This window comes from Pukyongiella litopenaei, from assembly GCF_003008555.2.
GTDB classification, from domain to species: domain Bacteria; phylum Pseudomonadota; class Alphaproteobacteria; order Rhodobacterales; family Rhodobacteraceae; genus Pukyongiella; species Pukyongiella litopenaei.
In genome coordinates this window covers 2,686,219-2,704,971 of record NZ_CP027665.1, presented here as the reverse complement: position 1 = coordinate 2,704,971, position 18,753 = coordinate 2,686,219, and the positions used below count along the sequence as shown (strand labels likewise).

Below are 18,753 nucleotides of genomic sequence, written 5' to 3'. Positions count from 1 at the left end.
CCGCGTCACGCCCTGCAAACGGAAACGGGCCGCCGGTTGCCCGGCGGCCCCGGTGCTGCGCGGCGCTCAGGCCACGTCGAAGGCCAGCGGCTTGATCTGGCGGAACATGCCCGTCCCGCAGAGCTTTTCTATGACCGGCGCCGGCACCGGCTCATCCACATAGAGCAACGCGATCGCCTCGCCGCCCGCCTTGGCCCGGCCGAGGGTGAAGTTGGCGATGTTGACGCCGTTTTCGCCCATGGTCTGCCCCAGCGTGCCGATGATGCCCGGCACGTCCTCGTTGGTGGTGTAGAGCATGTTGGCCCCGACCTCGGCATCGATGTTGATGCCCTTGATCTGGATGAACCGCGGCTTGCCGTCGGTGAACACCGTTCCGGCGATGGACCGTTCGCGGACCTCGGTCACCACGGTGACCTTGATATAGCCCTCGAAGGCGCCGGATTTGTCCTGACTGGTGGTCGAGATCTGGATACCGCGTTCCTTGGCCACCACCGGGGCGGACACCAGGTTCACGTCCGGGTTCGATTTCTTCATGATCCCGGCCACCACCGAACAGTTCAGCGCGTCGAGGTTCATTTCGGCCGCCGCCCCGTCATAGAGGATGTTGATCGCCTTGATCGGCTCATCGGTCATCTGCCCGATGAAGCTGCCCAGATGCCCGGCCAGCTTGACCCACGGCCCCATCACGCGGGCCTCCTCGGCGGTCACCGACGGCATGTTCAGCGCGTTGGTCACGGCCCCGGTTAGCAGGTAATCCGACATCTGTTCGGCCACCTGCAGGGCGACGTTTTCCTGCGCCTCGGTGGTGGCCGCGCCCAGATGTGGCGTGCAGACCACGTTGGGCAGATCAAAGAGCGGGTTGTCCGTGGCCGGCTCGACGCTGAACACGTCAAAGGCGGCGCCCGCCACATGGCCCGATTTCAACAGGTCGGCCAGCGCCTCCTCGTCCACCAGCCCGCCACGGGCGCAGTTGACGATCCGCACGCCCTTGCGGGTCTTTTCCAGCGCCTCGCGGGACAGGATGTTGCGGGTCTGGTCGGTCAGCGGCACATGCAGGGTGATGAAATCGGCGCGCGACAGCAGGTCGTCGAGCTCGACCTTTTCCACGCCCATCCGGGCGGCCTTTTCATCGCTCAGGAACGGGTCATAGGCCAGCACCTTCATCTTCAGGGCGCGGGCACGTTCACAGACGATGCCGCCGATGTTTCCGGCGCCGATCACGCCCAGCGTCTTGCCGGTCAGTTCCACCCCCATGAAACGGGATTTCTCCCATTTGCCGGCATGGGTCGAGGCGCTGGCCTCGGGGATCTGGCGGGCCACCGCGAACATCATCGCGATGGCATGTTCGGCGGTGGTGATCATGTTGCCGAACGGCGTGTTCATCACGATCACGCCCTTTTTCGACGCCGCGTCCTTGTCCACGTTGTCGGTGCCGATCCCGGCGCGGCCGATCACCTTGAGCCTGTCGGCATGTTTCAGGATGGTCGGCGTCACCTTGGTGGCCGAGCGGATGGCAAGTCCGTCGTAATTGCCGATGATCTCGGCCAGCTTGTCCTTGTCCTTGCCCACATCGGGCAGGAAATCCACGTCGATGCCGCGGTCGCGGAAGATCTGCACGGCGGTTTCGGAAAGCTTGTCGGAGACGAGCACTTTGGGAGCCATGTTTCTGGTCCTTCTGAGAAATCGGGGACAGGCGGGCGGCCCCGCCTGCTGTCAGGTCATTCGGGATCGGGCAGGGCTGGGCCCGCCCCGGTCAGGCGGCTTCCGCCTGCGCGGCGATCTCGGCGCGATAGGCCCAGTCGATCCAGGGCAGCAGCGCCACGACATCGGCTGTTTCCACCGTGCCGCCGCACCAGATGCGCAGGCCCGGAGGCGCGTCGCGATAAGCGCCGATATCCAGCGCCACGTTCTCGGCCTCCAGCCGCTTGGCCACCGCCTTGGCGAATACCGCCGGGTCGGTGATCGCCGGGTCAGTGAATTTCAGGCAGACCGAAGTGTTCGACCGCGTGGCCGGGTCCGTCGCCAGGTTGTCGATCCAGTCGCGCGCCGCGCAGAAATCATGGATCGCCTGCGCATTGGCATCGGCCCGCGCGATCAGGCCCGCGACGCCGCCGACCGAGCGCGCCCAGTCCAGCGCGACGAGATAATCCTCGACCGCCAGCATCGACGGCGTGTTGATCGTCGCCCCGGTAAAGATACCCTCGATCAGCTTGCCCGCCTTGGTCAGGCGGAAGATCTTGGGCAACGGCCAGGCCGGGGTATGGCTTTCCAGCCGTTCGACCGCGCGGGGGCTGAGAACCAGCATTCCGTGCGCGGCCTCGCCGCCCAGAACCTTCTGCCAGCTGAAGGTGGTCACATCCAGCTTGTCCCAGGGCAGGTCCTGCGCGAACGCGGCGCTGGTGGCGTCGCAGATGGTCAGCCCGGTGCGGTCGGCGGCGATCCAGTCGCCATCGGGAACGCGCACGCCCGAGGTGGTGCCGTTCCAGGTGAACACCACATCACGGTCGAAATCGACCGATGCCAGGTCGACGATCTCGCCGTAACCGGCGGTCTTCACCACCGCGTCCAGCTTCAGCTGCTTGACCACATCGGTGACCCAGCCCGCGCCGAAGCTCTCCCAGGCCAGCATTTCCACGCCGCGTGCGCCGAGCAGGTTCCACAGCGCCATCTCCACCGCGCCGGTATCCGAGGCGGGCACGATGCCGATCCGGTAATCGGCGGGGATGCCGAGAAGCTCGCGGGTGCCTTCGATCGCCGCTTTCAGCTTGTCCTTGCCGATGGCGGCACGGTGGCTGCGGCCCAGCGCGGCACCGGACAGGCGGTCAAGCGAGAATGTGGGGGGCTTGGCACAGGGGCCAGAGGAAAAACGCGGATTGGCCGGCCGCGTCGCCGGTTGCACAGTAGTCATGTCTGCTACCCTTCCAGATACATGCCCCTCGTTGGGGAGGGGTGTCCCACGGATGCAGGTAGCGGTCGGCGCGGGTGGTCACAAGCCGGAAAATGCACCATCCGCGCCGCATGGGATCATATTTGCGACATCGCTGTAGCCGATCGGAAACCGCGTGCCCCGATCAGCCGGTCAGCTGCCCAGCCGCCGCAGCAGGTCCAGCGACGGCTGCCCCGTCGCCGGCAGCCCGAGGCTGCGCTGGTAATCGGAAATCGCCGCCTCGGATTTCGACCCGATCACCCCATCGGCCCCGCCGGTATCGTAACCCGCCGCGGTCAGCCGCCGTTGCAGGTCCTTGCGGTCGTCCAGCGTCATGCCCTGGGCATCGGCGCCGAACGGTGTCTTCAGCGGCCCGCCCCCGGCGATCCGGTCGGCCAGGTGGCCGACGCCCAGCGCGTAGCTGTCTGAATTGTTGTATCGCTTGATGACCTGGAAGTTCCGGAACACGGCAAATTTCGGCCCCGGCACCTGCGGCTGGATCACCGCGACCGGCGTCCCCGACCTGGCCGCCGCCGATCCGACCTCGCCGCCCCAGGGCTGGCCGGGCACCCAGCCCGAACGTTTCAGGTAGGCCGCGGTCGAGGCCAGCGCATCGGCGGGGTTTTCCGACCAGATGTCGCGCCGCCCGTCGCCGGTGAAATCCACCGCATAGGCGAGATACGAGGTCGGAATGAACTGGGTATGGCCCATCGCGCCGGCCCAGCTGCCCACCATGTTGCCGGGCGTGGTGTCGCCCGACTGCAGGATCTTCAGCGCCGCGATCAGCTGTTTTTCAAAGAACGACCCGCGCCGCCCGTCATAGGCCAGCGTGGCGGTGGCCGAGATCACCGGCACGTCGCCGCGCCGTTCGCCATAGCGGCTCTCGAGCCCCCAGACCGCGGTGACGATATGGCGATCCACGCCATAGCGGCTCTCGATCTGCCGCAGCAGGTTTTCGTGGCGTCTCAGCGCCGCGCGCCCCTTGGACACCCGTTCGTCCGAGGCGGCAATGGCGAGATAATCCTCCAGCGTGCGGGTAAACTCGGTCTGGTTCCGGTCGCGTTCGATCACGTCCGGCAGGTAGCCCGCCCCGCGAAAGGCCCGGTCCAGCGTGGCCTGGCTGATCCCCTGCGCCCGCGCGCGCGGCTGAAACCCGGCCAGCCAGGCGTCGAACCCCGCATTGGGCACCGGCCGCATGCTGGTCTGCGACCGCGTGGTGGCCGCACCGCCGCCGCCGCATCCGGAGACCCCGGTCATGGCCACGGCTGCCAGCCCCAGCGCCATCGTTCGTCTGTTGATGATCATCTGCCCGCCCTCTGTTTTCGGCTTTGCGACAGCTTATCCGAATGGGCACCCGCCACAAGATGCCGGTGCGTGCGACAGCAAAGACCCGCCGCGCGGCGGTGGTGTCGAAAATCTGCCTCTCTGCCCCGCATGGCCGTCATTCGCGGTTCCAATCCATCGCAAGCTGCCCCAAATCTAGCACATGCAGGATTCGACACCCAACAACGTGATCGGAGTGGACGGCGGCGGCACCTCGTGCCGGGCCGCGCTGGTGCTGGACGGGCAGCGCCACGAGGTGCAGGCGGGCGCCGCCAATGCCACCACCGATCTCGACGGAACCATCCGCACCCTTCGCGATGCGCTGGCGCAGCTGCGCGGCGCGACCGGGATCAGCGGCGACCGGCTGCAGGCGCTGCCCGCCTATCTGGGCCTTGCCGGGGTGCTCGATCCCCGCACCGGCGACCGGATTGCGGCGGCGCTGAACCTGTCGCGGGCGCAGGTCGGGGACGACCGGCGAACGACCGTGACCGGGGCGCTCGGCGGCGGGGACGGGGCGGTGGCCGGTCTCGGCACCGGGTCCTTCATGGCCCGGCAGACGGGGGACCGGCTGCGGCTGATCGGCGGCTACGGGTTGACCATGGGCGACGAGGCGTCCGGCGCCTGGCTCGGGCGCGGGCTGCTGTCCCACACGCTGCATGCGCTGGACGGGCTGATCCCGCATTGCCCGCTGACCGACGCGATCGCCGCCGAATTCGGGGATGCGGTCGAGATCGTCCGGTTTGCCAGCACCGCGGGCGCCGCCGATTTCGCGGGCCTCGCCCCGCGGGTGATCGCGGCGGCAGAAAATGGCGACGCAACGGCGCTGACGCTGATGCGGGCGGGGGCGCGCTATGTCGAACAGGGCCTGCACGCGATGGGCTGGCAACCGGCGGAACCGGTCTGCCTGACGGGAGGCGTCGGCCCGCATTACGCGCCCTACCTGGCCGACGATATCGCCAATGCGCTTCGCGACCCGGCGGGCACCGCGCTCGACGGGGCGCTGCGGCTGGCGGCCGGGATCGGGGACGCGCCGTGACCGGGCGGGAACGGATCGCGCTCACGGGGGCAGAGATCTTCGACGGCGAGCGGATACATCGCGGCCGGGCATTGCTGCTGGATGGCGATCATGTGGCCGCCATCGCGGATGAGGTGCCCGGCGGCACCGAAACCCGGCGACTGGACGGCGGCATCCTGTCGCCCGGTTTCGTCGATCTTCAGGTCAATGGCGGCGGTGGCGTGATGTTCAACGACGCGCCCACGGTGGAAACGCTCGGGGTCATGGCGGAGGCCCATGCGGGGCTCGGCGCGACCTCGATCCTGCCGACGCTGATCACCGACCGGCCCGATATCACCCGCGCGGCCATCGCGGCAGTGCGGGATGCACGGGCCGAGGGGGTGGCGGGCATTGCCGGATTGCATCTGGAGGGGCCGCATCTGTCGCTGGCCCGCAAGGGCGCCCATGACCCGGCGCTGATCCGTCCGATGCAGGCGGACGATCTGGACCTGCTGCTGGCGGCCGCGCGGCAGGTGCCGGTGCTCAAGGTGACCATCGCCCCCGAGAGCGTGACGCCCGCACAGAAGCGGGCGATGGCGGAGGCCGGTATCCTGCTGTCGCTCGGTCACAGCGATGCCGGGTTTGCCGCCTGCGCCGATGCGGCCGGGCATGGCGTGCGCTGCGTCACCCACCTGTTCAACGCCATGAGCCAGCTGGGCAGCCGCGAGCCGGGGCTGGTCGGCGCCGCGCTGGAATGCGGGGCGCTGTCGGCCGGGCTGATCGCCGACATGATCCATGTGCATCCGCGAACCATCGCCGCCGCGCTCCGCGCCAAGCGAGGTCCGGGGCGGATATTCCTGGTCAGCGACGCGATGGCCACGGCGGGGTCGGAGATCGCCGCCTTTACCCTCAACGGCCGCGAGATACGCCGCGCCGATGGCCGGCTGACGCTGGCCGACGGCACCCTCGCGGGCGCGGACCTGGACCTGGCGCGCGCGCTGCGCAACGTGATGGCCGCCACCGATGCCGACCTGCCCCGCGCCCTGGCGATGGCAACGGCGATCCCGGCGGCGCTGATCGGCTGCGACGACCGGATCGGGCGGCTGGTGCCGGGTGCCCGCGCCGATATCCTGCACCTGTCGGACGATCTGCGCCTGCGCGCGGTCTGGCGGGGCGGCGCGCCGCTCTGACAGCGGTTTCCCCGGCGCCGGTTGCGCCCTATACCAACGCCAGACTGTCCTCATGCCCGGAGCCGCCATGTTCGTTGCCACCCTGATCACCGCCCCTGCCCGTCCGGCGCTGGACCTGGCCCTGGCCGAATCGCTGCGCAATGCGTGGGGCGGCGGCGACGTGACCTGGCTGGCCCCGGACGAGGCCGCCGAGTTCACCCTGCCGGCCCGCCCGGACAACCTGTGGCATGTCTGGGAGGATCTGCAGCGGCTGGGCGTGGATCTGGTGGTGCAGCCGCAAGACGGGCGGCGCAAGACGATGCTGCTGGCCGACATGGACAGCACCATGATCGAACAGGAATGTATCGACGAACTGGCCGACGAGGCGGGCGTAGGCGACCGGGTCAGGGACATCACCGCCCGCGCGATGAACGGCGAACTGGATTTCGAGGGCGCATTGATCGAACGGGTCGGCCTGCTGCGCGGGCTGGACACGGGCGTGATCGACCGGGTGCTGGACCAGCGCATCACGCTGATGCCCGGCGGGCACGAACTGGTGGCGACGATGAAGGCGCGGGGCGGTCACGCCGCGCTGGTCTCGGGCGGGTTCACCGCGTTCACGCAGGCGGTGGCGTCCCGGCTGGGCTTCGATGAAAACCGCGCCAACACGCTGCTGGTGGCCGATGGCCGGCTGACGGGCGAGGTCGCCCGCCCGATCCTCGGCCGCGCGGCCAAGGTCGAGGCGCTGGACGCGATCACCGCGCGGCTGGGCCTGTCGCAGACCGACGTGATCGCCGTGGGCGACGGCGCCAACGATCTGGGCATGTTGTCGCGCGCGGGCACCGGGGTGGCGCTGCATGCCAAACCGGCGGTGGCCGCGCAATGCGAGGTGCGCATCAACCACGGCGACCTGACCGCGCTGCTGTTCCTGCAGGGCTATGCCAAAGAGCAGTTCGCCGGCGCTGCGGCCGCCTGATCAGAACAGGTCGAGCCGCACCGGGTTCATGGCCCAGTAGACCCGCGCGGCCTGCAACAGCCGCGCCGTCGGATCGGAGCGGGCCGCGGACGGCACCTGCATGCCGTATTCGGCGCTCGCCGCCTCCAGCGCGCCCAGCGTGGCCGGGCCGATCTGGCCATCGACCGCCACGGTCTGGCCGACCTCGTTCAGCACCATCTGCATGGCGCGGTTCACCGCCTCGGCCGGCAGCGACTGCAGCGTCTCGCGGGCCTTTTTCGCGGCGCCTTCATCGGTCAGGCCGACCGCCTTGGCGGCCCGCACCGCCGCATCCGCCGGGCCGCGTCCGGGCACGTCGCCCTTGCCGATGATGATGGCGCCATTGGCCCCGCCCCAGCCGTCGCCGCGTTCTAGCGCAAGGTCATACCAGCGCAGCGCCTCGACCGTGTCGCGCCCGCCGACCTGGCCGCGCAAGATCATCCGCGCGATATTGGCCGGCGCCGTCGGATGCCCGCCCTCGGACGCGGCCTGGAAATAGCCCAGCGCCCTGTCATAGTCGGTCGGGTTTCCATCCAGCCCGTGCAGCGCCACGAAGCCGAGGTTGTTGTAGCCATAGATATCCTCGCGCAGTTCCGAGGCGCGCAGGTATCGCATCCCGCGTTCGGGGATGTAGTGGTCGGTGTCCCTGGTCAGGAAATAGACCCCCAGTTCGTTCATCGAAAAGGTATGGCCCAGTTCGACCGCGCGTTCGAGCAGTTCGAAACCGCGCTTGCGTTCGGTCTCGGTTTCGCCTTCGCGCATCAGCCGCTTGCCCAGCCGGTGCAGCGCATAGGGGTCCTGCTGGGCGACGCCCTCTTCGAGCAGCGCGAGCGCCAGTTCCGGATCATGAGGGATCCCGGTCACGTCGCGGTCCAGCCGATCGGTGTCCAGCAGCACCGACAGCGCGTGTTTGGCCCGCATGTGTCCGGCGTCGGCGGCGGCGCGGAAATTGTCATAGGCCGCGTCGAACTGACGGGCAGCCTGTTGCAGGCGGCCCAGCTGATAGCGGAACCGCACGACATCCGGGTCACGCTGCAGCGCGGCCTCGCAGATCGGCAGGCCTCTGCGCAGATCCAGTTCGTTGGGCAGGCGGAACACGCCGACCCCGTCGAGATCCAGCGTGTCGCCCGCTTCGAGATCGCAGGCATCCAGCGTCAGCTCCAGCGCCACCGAAACCAGCCGGGACGGACCGGAACCGGGCGTGACCTCGATGGTGAACCGGTCGCTCATGCTGCGGTCGGTGACATCCAGCGCGCGTATATCCGCGATCTCGGGCGCATAGGTCACCATCCCGTCCCGTTCCGGGTCGTTCAGCGCGACCACCCCGTTTGCGGGGGCCTCCACCAGCCGCGCCGCGCCGATGGGCTGGCCCAGTTCCGCCGCGATCGCCGCGTCCAGCGACACCGCGCGGTCGAACCGGCCGGCATAGGAGACCGCAACCGGTGCCGCGTCGGCCACGGGATCCGGCGTGGCATCGGAGGCGGGATCCGGCGTGGCATCGGAGGCGGGATCCGGCGTGGCGTCAGGGGTCAGCTGGGCGAGATGGAACGGACGCACCAGCGTCGAGCTTTCCCACGGAACCTGCCGGCCCTCGGTGGCGGTATGCACCCGTTCGCGAATCAGCGGGAACAGCTGCTGGATGTTTTCGGTGGGCGCCTCGCGCGCGATGCTCAGCACCGCCGAGGTATAGGGGCTGTTCTGGCCGATCTCGCCGTCCATCGCGGTGGCGCCGGGCGAGGTCGAATAGGCCACGATCGAATTGATCGGGGTGCGAAACACGTCGAACCCGACGCGAGTCTCGAACAGGTTGGCATCCAGGTCGGCGGCCAGACGGATGTTCTCGAACGGGTTGTCCCGGCAGGAATCGAGGATCGCCAGATGCGCCGCGCCCCGCGCCGCCAGGGTGTCGATCACCCGGTCCAGCGTCATGGTTTCCAGCGGCACGTCATAGATGCTCTCGAATTTCGCATCCACCGGCAGCAGATAGTTGCGCCGGCCGATCTGGATGCCGTGGCCGGCATAATAGAACACCACATCCGCATTCTGCGGGATGTTCAGGACCGCGGTCCGCAGCAATTCCTCGAATTCCCGCTTTTCCAGGTCGAACCCGTCGAAGACGTTGAACCGGAACTCGCGCAGCAGAGCGGCGATGTCTTCGGCATCCTTGCGCGCATTGCCCAGGTCGGCAACGTTCTCGTAGTCCTGGTTGCCGATCACGATGGCGATCTTGGGATGCGCGGCGGTGCCCGGCGCCTCGGCTCCGGCGCCTGCCGGGAAGATATGGGTCAGGCCGATCAGGGCGACAGCGGCGGCCGCCCCGCGAAACCTGTTCATTCGATGTCCGATCGTCATCGGCTTACCTGCCGCCTAGCCCCAACTGGAGCCGCCACCATCATCACCGCCGGTGCCCGAGTCACCGCCCGAGTCGCCACCGGAATCACCGCCGGCATCACCACCAGCGTCACCGCCGGAATCACCGCCGGCACTACCACCGCCGCCGCCGCCACCGTCACCGCCATTATAGCCGACGCCGGCACCGCCCGCACTCGTGCCGCTGCTGCCACCGGTGCTTGCGCCTGAACTGCCGCTGGAACCACTGCCAGTGCCGCTGCCGGCGGACACTTGCGCGGCGGGCTCGGGCGGCTGCGGAGGCGTGCATCCCGCCAGGACAAGAAGCGCCCCGAGGGTCGAATAAACTAGGCTCCGCAACATGACGGGTTCTCCTGCAAATTAGTCAAAAAAACGAATCAAGCATGCTTATTTTAGCGGCAAGGCCCGAATCAAGTCTACACGGCACCGCGCCGGGGCGGTCGCAAATGGGCGTTGCTTTATTTAACAATCATGTTAAATAGAGACATGACGACTTTGCCCAAGCTGTTCTCGGCGCTTGCCGACGACACCCGCCTGTCGATTGTCGAACAGCTGATCCAACGCGGCGAATCCCCGGCCGGCGGCCTGATCGCGGGGCGCGGCATGACCGGGGCGGCGATCTCGCGCCATCTCAGGGTGTTGCGCGAGGCGGGCCTGGTCACGCGGCGCGCAGAGGGAACCCGGCGGCTCTATTCCGCCAACCCCGACGGGTTGCGGGCGATTGCCGACTGGACCCGGTCGCGCCGCGCATTCTGGGAAACCAGCCTCGACCGGCTGGAAGCGGTGATATCGGAGACCGACCACACATGACAGACCTGCATATCGAAAGAGATCTCGCGGTGGCGCCCGACACGCTGTTCGCCTGGGTCACCCGAACCGAGAACCTGCTGCGATGGTGGGGTCCCGAAGGGGTTCATGTGCCGGACCATGAGCTGGACTTCACCCGCACCGGGCCGTGGTTCTCGGTGATGGAGAACGGCGAAGGCCAGCGGTTCAAGGTCTCCGGCCATGTCACCCATGTGGACCCGCCCCGGTCGGTCGGGTTCACCTGGGGCTGGCATGACGACGACGACCGGCGCGGTCACGAAAGCCATGTCACGCTGAGTGTCGAGGCCTCGGACAAGGGCGCGCGGCTGATCCTCGATCACCGCGACCTCGCCGACGGGGAAGCGGGCGACAACCACGAACGGGGCTGGACCTCGTCCCTGCGCAGGCTCGAAGCCCTGCTCTGAGTCCCGCCCCGGGCCCCGTGATCTGAAGTTTCATCAAGGAGGAAGGACGATGCCACAGTTTCTGTATGTCTATCACGGCGGCGGCAAGCCGGAGACCCCGGAGGACGGAGCAAAGGCCATGGCCGCCTGGCAGGCATGGATGGGCGGCATGGGGGACGCGCTGACCACGCCCGGCGCGCCGGTCGGGCTGTCGAAAACCGTGACCGGCGCGGGCGTGACCGGCAATGGCGGCGCCAATCCGGCCTCGGGCTATTCGGTGGTCGCGGCGGACGATCTCGAAACCGCCTGCGAAATGGCCAAGGGCTGCCCGCTGGTGGTCGATGGCAGCGGCTCGGTCGAGATTGCCGAGATCATCGAAATGTAGGGTCAGCCCAACGCGGCGGCGGGGCGGATCGACCCGCAGGCCATGCCCCGCCGGTTCAGCAGCGGCGCGTTCAGATAGGCGCGCGCGGCGGGGCTGGCGGGGTCGATCACGCCCAGACCGGCGAGGATCGCGGTGATCGCGCATTCGCTGGCGCGGGTCGCGCCATCGGTGATCTTCACCGCGACGCCCAGGCGCTTTTCCGGCAGGATCGCGGTGAACACCGCCTCGGCGCCGGTCTTGACCGCGGCGCGGCCCTCCATCGCGCGCATCAGCGCGGTGCAGGCGCGGCCTTCGCCCGCCACGAGATCGGGATGCGCGATCATCGCCCCGGTCAGCTGCGCCGCGGCGGTGCTGGCCCGGTCCGACCGGTCATGCGCGCTGGCGAACCGGGCCATCGCCCGGGCGAGCCCGTGCAAGGTGGTCGCGAAATTGGGGGCCGAACACCCGTCGATGCCATAGCCGGGACTGTCCTCGCCGGTCGCGTCCTCGAAGGCGGCCAGCGCCGCCTGCTGCACCGGGTGGTCGATCTCGACATAGTCCGGCCCGGCCCCCATATGCGCCGCCAGCGTCAGGAACCCGGCATGTTTGCCGGAACAGTTGTTATGCACCTGGCACGGGCGCTCATGGGCCCGGATCAGCGCGTCGCGGGCGGACAGGTCGGCCGGTTCCTGCGGGCCGCAACGGAAATCGGCATCGCCCAGCCCCAGCCGGTCCAGCCATGCCGACACCCTGTCGGTGTGGATCGCCGCGCCATTATGCGAGGCACAGGCCAGCGCGAGCTGCTCGGACCCCAGCCCGTATTTCGCCGCCGCCCCCGAGGTGACCAGCGGCAGCGCCTGGATCATCTTGCAGGACGACCGCGGATAGATCACCGTGCCCGGATCGCCCCAGGCACGCAGGATGTCGCCATCGGCACCGCAGATCACCGCATGGCCCGAATGCAGGCTCTCCAGCAGATCGCCGCGCCAGATTTCCACCATCGGAACCGGTTCGCCCAAGATATCACCTCACGGTTCGGAGAAGTCGGGGCTTTCGCCCTTTCGCTGGACTTGAAAACTAAGCTAGACTTGTGCAATCGGCAAGCGAGGGGCGACCGCGAACAGACGGGTGTCAGAACCCGCAACCCGCCCCGGAACTGAGGCAATGGACGGTCTGGAGGCTGGACTGATGGTATCGAAATTCGGCTGCACGCTGGCGGCCCTGTGTGTGGCCGGGCTGGCCACCACCGCAACCGCACAGGACAAGCAGGGAACGAGCACGAACAGGGTCGCGGCCAAGACCGACTGGAGCGTGTTCGTCGAGAAGGATCCGACCGAGTGCTGGAGCGTATCGGCGCCCAAGAGCACCAAGAACACCCGCGGCGGCCGCGAGGTCGCGGTGCGGCGCGGCGACATATTGCTGTTCGTGTTCTACCGCCCCAAGGACAAGGTAAAGGGCCAGATCGCCTTTACCGGCGGCTATCCCTTCGCCACGGGGTCGACCGTCAACATGAACATCTCGGGCAACAGTTTCGAGCTGTTCTCGGACGGCGAATGGGCCTGGCCCGCCACGGCGACGGATGATGCCAAGATCATCACCGCCATGAAACGCGGGGCCGAGGCGGTGCTGACCGCGCGGTCGGCGCGCGGCACCCAGACCAGCGACACGTTTTCACTGCTGGGCTTTACCGCCGCGATCGAGGACGCCGAGAAACGCTGCAACCAGTAACCCGCCCGGCCTGACACCCCTCCCCTGCCCCGCCGGGGTAGAAAGGCTTGGACGGGAAGGTCTGGACGGGAAGGTCTGGGCGGGAAGCTGGGGGCGGGATACGTTTTTTCGTTCAAATCGGCCGCGGTTTGCCCTATATGACCGTCTTCACCGCAACGGTAGGCCGCGCCATGACCCAAACCGCCCCGATCACGCAGGATGTCCTGACCATCCCGCGCAAGCTGCCCGATGGGCCGGTCAACCTTGTCGGCATGACCCGCGAGGCCATGCGCGAGGCGCTGATCGCCACGGGCACCCCCGAAAAACAGGCGCGGATGCGCGTGGGCCAGATCTGGCAGTGGATCTATCAGTGGGGCGTGCGCGATTTCGCGGCGATGACCAACCTGGCCAAACCCTATCGCGCCCTGCTGGGTGAACGGTTCGTGATCGAGGTGCCCGAAATGGTCAGCCGCCAGGTCAGCGCCGACGGCACCCGCAAATACCTGGTCCGCATCGCCGGCGGCCACGAGGTCGAGGTGGTCTATATCCCCGAAGAGGATCGCGGCACGCTGTGCGTGTCGAGCCAGGTGGGCTGCACGCTGACCTGTTCCTTCTGCCACACCGGCACGCAGAAACTGGTGCGCAACCTGACCGCCGGTGAAATCGTGGGCCAGGTGATGATGGCGCGCGACGACCTGGGCGAATGGCCGGTGCCGGGCCAGCCCAAGGACGAAACCCGCCTGCTGTCCAACATCGTGCTGATGGGCATGGGCGAACCGCTCTACAATTTCGACAATGTGCGCGACGCGATGAAGATCGCGATGGACCCCGAGGGCATTTCGCTGTCGCGCCGCCGTATCACGCTGTCCACCTCGGGGGTGGTGCCCGAGATCGCCCGCACGGCCGAGGAAATCGGCTGCCAACTGGCGATTTCCTTTCACGCCACCGATGACGAAACCCGCAACGTGCTGGTGCCGATCAACCGGCGCTGGAACATCGACGCCCTGCTGCGGGCGCTGGCCAGCTATCCCAAGGCGTCGAATTCCGAACGCATCACGTTCGAATATGTGATGCTGGACGGGGTCAATGACAGCGACGACGACGCGCGTCGGCTGATCGCGCTGATCCGCGAACACGGCATTCCCGCCAAGATCAACCTGATCCCGTTCAACGAATGGCCCGGCGCGCCCTACAAACGGTCGTCGAACAACCGTATCCGCGCCTTTGCCGACATCATCTACAAGGCCGGCTATGCCAGCCCGATCCGCACCCCGCGCGGCGAGGATATCATGGCCGCCTGCGGGCAGCTGAAATCGGAAACCGAACGCGCGCGCAAATCCCGGCGGCAGATCGAGGCCGAGGCCGGCCTCGACCGCTGAACATCGGGCGCCCCGGTCCGGCGCCCGTTTCAGCGTCTAATTCAGCGGCCGGGAATTTCCGCGCGCGCCGGTGCCATTTTCCAGCCGTCGATCACCTCGACCGCCTCCTGCGCCGAGTCCACGAACCGGAACAGGTCGAGATCCTCGTCCGAGATGGTCCCGGCATCGGCCAGCGCCTCCCAGTTGATGATCCGTTCCCAGAACGTGCGGCCGAACAGCAGGAACGGAACCCGCTCCATCCGCCCGGTCTGGATCAGGGTCAGGGATTCGAACATCTCATCCATGGTGCCGAACCCGCCGGGAAAGACGGTGATGGCGCGGGCGCGCATCAGGAAATGCATCTTGCGGATGGCGAAATAGTGGAAGTTGAAACTGAGATCGGGCGTGACATAGCCGTTGGGCGCCTGTTCATGCGGCAGCACGATGTTCAGGCCGATCGACACCCCGCCCGCATCCGCCGCGCCGCGATTGCCCGCCTCCATCACGCCGGGACCGCCGCCGGTCACGATGATGTTGTCGCGATTGCCGCTGGCGACCGCGCGTTCGGTCATCAGCCGCGCGAACAGGCGGGCCTCGTCATAGAAACCCGAAAGCTCCGCCAGCGTTTGCGTGCGGGCGCTGTCGCGGTTCGCAGGTTCCGGGATACGCGCGCCGCCGAACATGACCACGGTGCTTTCGATGCCCATCTCGTCCAGCAGCAGCTGCGGCTTGAGCAGTTCCAGTTGCAGCCGCACCGGGCGCAGTTCGTCCCGGCACAGGAAATCGTCATCGGCAAAGGCCAGCCGGTAGGCCGGTGCGCGGGTCTGCGGCGTATCCTGAACATGCCGCGCCGTGTTCCGGTCCTCATGGGCGTCGCGGAACGGGCTCAGGCGGTCGTCTCTCATCGGTTCAATCCTTGCTTGCGCGTTGCCTCCAGCCCTATAGGTTCCGCCTGACCAAGACCAGTAGCGGCGGGGGCCGGGATGATCGAACGGGCAGAGATCGATGCGGCGGCAGAGCGCATCGCGCAACATGCGGTGCGCACCCCGGTGATGATGCTGGAACACCCCGCCCTGCCCGGCCCGGTCGAGATGAAACTGGAACTGGCCCAGCATACCGGCAGCTTCAAGGCACGCGGGGCGTTCAACACGCTGTTGTCGCAAGAGGTCCCCGTGGCCGGGGTGGTGGCGGCCAGCGGCGGCAATCACGGCGCCGCCGTGGCTTTTGCCGCGCGCGCGCTGGGCCATGCCGCGCATATCTTCGTCCCCGAAATGGCCGGTGCCTCGAAAATCGCGCTGATTCGCGAAACCGGCGCCGACCTGACCGTGGTGCCCGGCGACTATGCCAACGCGTTGCAGATGGCGCGCGACTGGGAGACCCGGAGCGGCGCGATGCAGATCCATGCCTATGATGCGCCGGCAACGGTTGCCGGACAGGGTACGCTGGCACGCGAATGGGAAGACCAGGGGCTGCGGGCCGACACCGTCCTGATCGCCGTCGGCGGCGGTGGCCTGATCGCCGGGGCGATGGCCTGGCTGCGGGGCGCGCGCAAGGTTGTGGCGGTCGAACCGGAAACCTCCTGCGCGCTGCATGCCGCGCTGGAGGCAGGCCATCCGGTCGATGTCGATGTCTCCGGCATCGCCGCCAATGCCCTCGGCGCCCGGCGGATCGGCGATATCTGTTTCGGCCTCGCCCGGGCCCAGGGCATCGCGTCGGTTTTGGTGCCGGATGCCGCCATCGCCCAGGCGCAGGCCCTGCTCTGGCGCGGGTGCCGGCAACTGCCGGAACCGGCCGGGGCAACCGCGCTGGCGGCGCTGCTCTGCGGCGCCTACCGGCCCGAACCGGGGGAACGGGTGGCGGTCCTGGTCTGCGGCGGCAATGTCGAACCGGACCCGCTGCGCCCGTGACCCGCGACCTGCCCGCCCGTTTCCGGCCGGGCGCCGATGCTGCGCGTTGCGCGACTGTCCCTGCCGGTCTATAGGCGACCGGAACAGCCGCAACTGCAGGAAGGGATACCCGATGTCGAACGCCCAGCTTGAAACCGCCATCGAAGCGGCATGGGAGGCCCGCGACACGATCAGCCCCGCCACCACCGGCGAGGCGCGCGAGGCGATCGAGGATACGCTCGATACGCTGGACAGCGGCAGGCTGCGGGTCGCGGAACGGCAGGCCGACGGGCAATGGCACGTCAACCAGTGGGCCAAGAAGGCCGTGCTGCTGGGGTTCCGCCTGAAGGACATGGAAATCCAGCCCGGCGGCCCGCAGGCCGGCGGCTGGTGGGACAAGGTGGACAGCAAATTCGCCGGCTGGGGTGAAAACCAGTGGCGGGCCGCGGGCTTTCGCGCGGTGCCCAACTGCGTGGTGCGCAGATCGGCCTATATCGCGCCGGGCGTGGTGCTGATGCCGTCATTCGTCAATCTCGGCGCCCATGTCGATGAGGGCACCATGGTCGACACCTGGGCGACGGTCGGATCCTGCGCCCAGATCGGCAAGAACGTGCACCTGTCGGGCGGCGTCGGCATCGGCGGCGTGCTGGAACCGATGCAGGCCGGCCCGACCATCATCGAGGACAATTGTTTCATCGGCGCGCGGTCCGAGGTGGTCGAGGGCTGCATCGTGCGCGAGGGCTCGGTCTTGGGCATGGGCGTGTTCATCGGCCAATCCACCAAGATCGTGGACCGCGAAACCGGCGAGGTCATGTATGGCGAGGTGCCGCCCTATTCCGTCGTCGTCGCCGGCTCCATGCCAAGCAAAAACAACATCAGCCTCTACTGCGCGGTGATCGTGAAGCGCGTCGACGAAAGAACCCGGTCGAAAACCGGCATCAACGAGCTTCTGCGTGACTGACCGCAAACCCAGGAAACCGTCGCGCCAGCAGGTGTTCACCCTGCTGGTGCAGATCGGCCGCAAGGACGGCGACGGCCTGCCCGCCGATGCCACCGGCGCGGCGCTGATGTGCTATGCCTCGGGCGTGGACGAGGCCGAGGCCGTGCGTGAAACCGTGGCGATCCTGAAACAGGCCGATACCGCGCCGCTCGATGTGACCGGATATGGGACGCTGGCCGAACGCGAAGCGGCCGGTCACGACATCGGCGACGAGGAACGCGGGCTGATGGACCGGGCGCTGGCGGAAAACGCGGTGATCGTGGCACAGGTGACCCCGTTCTTCGGAGAGGCCGGCGCGGCCGCGGACTAGTTCACGCGGCCGAACCACTTGCGATAGATATCGTCATAGGTGCCGTTTTCACGCAGCGCCAGCAGCGCCCGGTTGACATCCTCGACCAGCGGGCTGCCGGTCGGAAACAGGATGCCGTAGTTTTCGCGCCGGAACACCGGGCCGACCATCTTGGCCCGCCCGGCCCCGGCATGGGTCGCGTAATAGGACAGGACCGGCGCGTCGAACACGACGGCGTCGATCTTGCCCGCCTCGAAATCGGCCAGCAGCTCGTCCAGCGTTTCATAGTCGTCGAACCCGATCTCGCGCCGTTGTAGAAAGGCGGAAGCGGTCGAGTCGCGGATCGTCGCGACCTGCTTGCCATAGAGATCGTTGACCGAATTGACCGACCCGCTGATCGCCTCGACCGTCATCACCGATGAAATCCGCGCCACGAAGACCGATACGATGAACAGCGACGACACCACCAGCACGACCCCCAGCAGCCGCCCCAGCAGCGTGCGCGGCATCCGTTCCTCGAACCCGCCATTGACCACCAGGTTGAGCGCCCACCAGAAGGACGGGAACCAGGCCTCGCGCGATGGCCGGTCGAAATAGGGCTGCGCCTTGCGTTCAAAGACCCACATCAGCATCCCGCCGCCCAGCAGCAGGACAAAGGCGATGCCGATGGCCCGGAACAGTTCGGCCGACAGCACCGCCCGCCAGATCGGGATCGGGCGGTCCGAGTCGCTGCTGACCATGATCTGCAGGCCGGATTCGAAAATCGGCTGGGTAAAGTCCATCACCGATTCCCGCGCCGACGTGATCGAGATATTGGCGATCGCCATGTCCGCGCTGCCATCCTGGACCGCGGTCAGCATCCCGGAAAACAGCTCGACCCGGTTCAGTTCGGTTTGCCAGCCCAGCGCCTCGGACAGCGCGGCCAGAAGCTCGATCGAGAACCCGGTATCCACCCCGTTCTCGACCTGCGAAAAGGGCGGGCGGGTTACCGTGGACACGGAAAGCGTCTGGGCCCGGGCAGAACCGGCCAACACCGCCACCAGGACCCCGATACCAAGGATCAGTCCGAAAAGTTTCTGCATGTCCCCCAAGGCCCACCGAAAGCCGAATGTTCCCGTCTGATCCGTCGGTGCATGATGTTGCCCGCACAGGTCAAGGTCAA

General features: G+C 67.7%; 18 protein-coding genes. 11 read left to right on the top strand and 7 right to left on the bottom strand.

Annotation, left to right across the window (positions count from 1 at the left end; translation table 11 throughout):
• Window positions 1–66: 66 nt before the first annotated feature.
• The 3 genes from serA to C6Y53_RS13510 all read right to left on the bottom strand — a co-directional run bounded on the left by serA (window position 67) and on the right by C6Y53_RS13510 (window position 4,231).
• Window positions 67–1,662 carry a phosphoglycerate dehydrogenase gene (serA, locus tag C6Y53_RS13520; protein ID WP_106472902.1) on the bottom strand — a complete coding sequence of 532 codons (1,596 nt, stop codon included), beginning with the start codon at window positions 1,660–1,662 and terminating at the stop codon, window positions 67–69.
• 91 nt (window positions 1,663–1,753) lie between these two features.
• Window positions 1,754–2,908, bottom strand: a complete 1,155-nt coding sequence (locus C6Y53_RS13515; protein WP_106472901.1) for a phosphoserine transaminase — start codon at window positions 2,906–2,908, stop codon at window positions 1,754–1,756.
• A gap of 171 nt (window positions 2,909–3,079) precedes the next feature.
• Window positions 3,080–4,231 (bottom strand): lytic murein transglycosylase, encoded by a 1,152-nt coding sequence (locus tag C6Y53_RS13510; RefSeq protein WP_106472900.1) that lies wholly within the window; start codon window positions 4,229–4,231, stop codon window positions 3,080–3,082.
• Between the two features lie 181 nt (window positions 4,232–4,412).
• On the opposite strand from C6Y53_RS13510, the gene C6Y53_RS13505 reads away from it, so the two are divergent.
• The 3 genes from C6Y53_RS13505 (at window position 4,413) to serB (ending at window position 7,388) form a co-directional block, all read left to right on the top strand.
• Window positions 4,413–5,285 carry a glucosamine kinase nucleotide-binding domain-containing protein gene (locus C6Y53_RS13505; RefSeq protein WP_106472899.1) on the top strand — a complete coding sequence of 291 codons (873 nt, stop codon included), beginning with the start codon at window positions 4,413–4,415 and terminating at the stop codon, window positions 5,283–5,285.
• Window positions 5,282–6,433, top strand: coding sequence for an N-acetylglucosamine-6-phosphate deacetylase (gene nagA / locus C6Y53_RS13500; protein ID WP_106472898.1), 1,152 nt, complete (start codon window positions 5,282–5,284; stop codon window positions 6,431–6,433). The genes C6Y53_RS13505 and nagA overlap by 4 nt, the downstream gene beginning before the upstream one ends.
• 67 nt (window positions 6,434–6,500) lie before the next feature.
• Window positions 6,501–7,388: a phosphoserine phosphatase SerB gene (serB, locus tag C6Y53_RS13495; protein ID WP_106474110.1), complete on the top strand. Its 888-nt coding sequence runs from the start codon at window positions 6,501–6,503 to the stop codon at window positions 7,386–7,388.
• Here serB and C6Y53_RS13490 read toward each other — a convergent pair whose 3' ends face one another.
• Window positions 7,389–9,740, bottom strand: a complete 2,352-nt coding sequence (locus tag C6Y53_RS13490) for a caspase family protein (RefSeq protein ID WP_244614837.1) — start codon at window positions 9,738–9,740, stop codon at window positions 7,389–7,391.
• Window positions 9,741–10,262: 522 nt separating this feature from the next.
• On the opposite strand from C6Y53_RS13490, the gene C6Y53_RS13485 reads away from it, so the two are divergent.
• From C6Y53_RS13485 to C6Y53_RS13475, 3 genes are read left to right on the top strand one after another with little or no spacing between them, the layout of a single operon-like run.
• Window positions 10,263–10,586, top strand: coding sequence for an ArsR/SmtB family transcription factor (locus C6Y53_RS13485; RefSeq protein WP_106472895.1), 324 nt, complete (start codon window positions 10,263–10,265; stop codon window positions 10,584–10,586).
• Window positions 10,583–11,008, top strand: a complete 426-nt coding sequence (locus C6Y53_RS13480) for an SRPBCC family protein (protein WP_106472894.1) — start codon at window positions 10,583–10,585, stop codon at window positions 11,006–11,008. The genes C6Y53_RS13485 and C6Y53_RS13480 overlap by 4 nt, the downstream gene beginning before the upstream one ends.
• Before the next feature lie 49 nt (window positions 11,009–11,057).
• Window positions 11,058–11,372, top strand: a complete 315-nt coding sequence (locus C6Y53_RS13475; RefSeq protein ID WP_106472893.1) for a YciI family protein — start codon at window positions 11,058–11,060, stop codon at window positions 11,370–11,372.
• A gap of 2 nt (window positions 11,373–11,374) precedes the next feature.
• Here the strand turns inward: C6Y53_RS13475 and C6Y53_RS13470 are convergent, their stop codons facing one another.
• A complete protein-coding gene (locus C6Y53_RS13470) occupies window positions 11,375–12,370 on the bottom strand; it encodes an asparaginase (protein ID WP_106472892.1) in 996 nt (331 codons plus the stop codon).
• A 145-nt stretch (window positions 12,371–12,515) separates the two neighbouring features.
• Here C6Y53_RS13470 and C6Y53_RS13465 point away from each other — a divergent pair, with 145 nt between their 5' ends.
• Both C6Y53_RS13465 and rlmN read left to right on the top strand, forming a co-directional pair.
• On the top strand, window positions 12,516–13,079 hold the full coding sequence (locus C6Y53_RS13465; RefSeq protein WP_244614836.1) for an invasion associated locus B family protein: 564 nt from the start codon (window positions 12,516–12,518) through the stop codon (window positions 13,077–13,079).
• 170 nt (window positions 13,080–13,249) lie between these two features.
• Window positions 13,250–14,437 (top strand): dual-specificity RNA methyltransferase RlmN, encoded by a 1,188-nt coding sequence (gene rlmN, locus C6Y53_RS13460; RefSeq protein ID WP_106474109.1) that lies wholly within the window; start codon window positions 13,250–13,252, stop codon window positions 14,435–14,437.
• 41 nt (window positions 14,438–14,478) lie between these two features.
• Here the strand turns inward: rlmN and C6Y53_RS13455 are convergent, their stop codons facing one another.
• Entirely contained in the window at window positions 14,479–15,321 is an 843-nt protein-coding gene (locus tag C6Y53_RS13455) for an LOG family protein (RefSeq protein WP_106472890.1), read from the bottom strand.
• A gap of 78 nt (window positions 15,322–15,399) precedes the next feature.
• On the opposite strand from C6Y53_RS13455, the gene C6Y53_RS13450 reads away from it, so the two are divergent.
• The 3 genes from C6Y53_RS13450 to C6Y53_RS13440 all read left to right on the top strand — a co-directional run bounded on the left by C6Y53_RS13450 (window position 15,400) and on the right by C6Y53_RS13440 (window position 17,612).
• On the top strand, window positions 15,400–16,323 hold the full coding sequence (locus C6Y53_RS13450) for a threonine/serine dehydratase (protein WP_106472889.1): 924 nt from the start codon (window positions 15,400–15,402) through the stop codon (window positions 16,321–16,323).
• Between the two features lie 112 nt (window positions 16,324–16,435).
• Window positions 16,436–17,263 (top strand): 2,3,4,5-tetrahydropyridine-2,6-dicarboxylate N-succinyltransferase, encoded by an 828-nt coding sequence (dapD, locus tag C6Y53_RS13445; protein ID WP_106472888.1) that lies wholly within the window; start codon window positions 16,436–16,438, stop codon window positions 17,261–17,263.
• A complete protein-coding gene (locus tag C6Y53_RS13440) occupies window positions 17,256–17,612 on the top strand; it encodes a hypothetical protein (protein ID WP_106472887.1) in 357 nt (118 codons plus the stop codon). Before dapD ends, C6Y53_RS13440 begins: the two co-directional genes overlap by 8 nt.
• On the opposite strand, the gene C6Y53_RS13435 is transcribed toward C6Y53_RS13440, so the two are convergent.
• Window positions 17,609–18,673 carry a transporter substrate-binding domain-containing protein gene (locus C6Y53_RS13435; RefSeq protein ID WP_106472886.1) on the bottom strand — a complete coding sequence of 355 codons (1,065 nt, stop codon included), beginning with the start codon at window positions 18,671–18,673 and terminating at the stop codon, window positions 17,609–17,611. The two genes, C6Y53_RS13440 and C6Y53_RS13435, sit on opposite strands and share 4 nt — an antisense overlap.
• Window positions 18,674–18,753 lie beyond the last annotated feature (80 nt).

What these genes read in the sequence shown, in the direction of transcription:
- C6Y53_RS13485 (WP_106472895.1), top strand. Translation starts at nt 10,263, where the DNA reads ATGACGACTTTGCCCAAGCTGTTCTCGGCGCTTGCCGACGACACCCGC.
- rlmN (WP_106474109.1), top strand. Translation starts at nt 13,250, where the DNA reads ATGACCCAAACCGCCCCGATCACGCAGGATGTCCTGACCATCCCGCGC.
- dapD (WP_106472888.1), top strand. Translation starts at nt 16,436, where the DNA reads ATGTCGAACGCCCAGCTTGAAACCGCCATCGAAGCGGCATGGGAGGCC.
- C6Y53_RS13455 (WP_106472890.1), bottom strand. Translation starts at nt 15,321, where the DNA reads ATGAGAGACGACCGCCTGAGCCCGTTCCGCGACGCCCATGAGGACCGG.
- C6Y53_RS13480 (WP_106472894.1), top strand. Translation starts at nt 10,583, where the DNA reads ATGACAGACCTGCATATCGAAAGAGATCTCGCGGTGGCGCCCGACACG.
- C6Y53_RS13515 (WP_106472901.1), bottom strand. Translation starts at nt 2,908, where the DNA reads ATGACTACTGTGCAACCGGCGACGCGGCCGGCCAATCCGCGTTTTTCC.
- C6Y53_RS13510 (WP_106472900.1), bottom strand. Translation starts at nt 4,231, where the DNA reads ATGATCATCAACAGACGAACGATGGCGCTGGGGCTGGCAGCCGTGGCC.
- C6Y53_RS13450 (WP_106472889.1), top strand. Translation starts at nt 15,400, where the DNA reads ATGATCGAACGGGCAGAGATCGATGCGGCGGCAGAGCGCATCGCGCAA.
- serA (WP_106472902.1), bottom strand. Translation starts at nt 1,662, where the DNA reads ATGGCTCCCAAAGTGCTCGTCTCCGACAAGCTTTCCGAAACCGCCGTG.
- C6Y53_RS13465 (WP_244614836.1), top strand. Translation starts at nt 12,516, where the DNA reads ATGGACGGTCTGGAGGCTGGACTGATGGTATCGAAATTCGGCTGCACG.
- C6Y53_RS13505 (WP_106472899.1), top strand. Translation starts at nt 4,413, where the DNA reads ATGCAGGATTCGACACCCAACAACGTGATCGGAGTGGACGGCGGCGGC.
- C6Y53_RS13490 (WP_244614837.1), bottom strand. Translation starts at nt 9,740, where the DNA reads ATGAACAGGTTTCGCGGGGCGGCCGCCGCTGTCGCCCTGATCGGCCTG.
- serB (WP_106474110.1), top strand. Translation starts at nt 6,501, where the DNA reads ATGTTCGTTGCCACCCTGATCACCGCCCCTGCCCGTCCGGCGCTGGAC.
- C6Y53_RS13435 (WP_106472886.1), bottom strand. Translation starts at nt 18,673, where the DNA reads ATGCAGAAACTTTTCGGACTGATCCTTGGTATCGGGGTCCTGGTGGCG.
- C6Y53_RS13475 (WP_106472893.1), top strand. Translation starts at nt 11,058, where the DNA reads ATGCCACAGTTTCTGTATGTCTATCACGGCGGCGGCAAGCCGGAGACC.